Below are 422 nucleotides of genomic sequence, written 5' to 3' on the forward strand. Positions count from 1 at the left end.
CCGAAGGATGCGATTTTGCCCTCCCCTTCCCTACGTGCGGCAAGCTCCGGATCCCTGCCCAGGTGACCGATGACGATGGCGCGATTGACTGACTGACTCATGGTCTTGTTCCTTTTTTCCTTCCTGGTCGTCTCCGGTTCCTGCCGGGTCTCTGACCTGGTGCGGTCGCGCGGAAGCGGCCTCAGGCGGCGGGCGCAACCCCTCGGGACGGCAGTGGTGCGGAAGCCGCGCATGCGGCTTCACGGTGCCGTCCCGACCGCAGGCCCGGGGGTTGCGCCCGACGACGGCCGCTTCAGACCGCAAAAACCAGGTCAGAAACCCGGCAGGGGCCGAGGTCATGCTTTTTCCCTCTGTATTTTTATTTCTGCTTTATTTTCTTATTTCGCTCATAATCGTGTCATTTATTCTTGTACAATTATGAT

General features: G+C 59.0%; 1 protein-coding gene. It reads left to right on the plus strand.

Annotated elements, in window-relative coordinates; translation table 11 throughout:
• Nucleotides 1-231 precede the first annotated feature (231 nt).
• Nucleotides 232-422: hypothetical protein (locus tag B7449_RS22195; protein WP_209426773.1), on the plus strand; the 191-nt coding region annotated here is incomplete at its 3' end.

The organism is Komagataeibacter intermedius TF2, from assembly GCF_000964425.1.
Lineage (GTDB): Bacteria > Pseudomonadota > Alphaproteobacteria > Acetobacterales > Acetobacteraceae > Komagataeibacter > Komagataeibacter intermedius.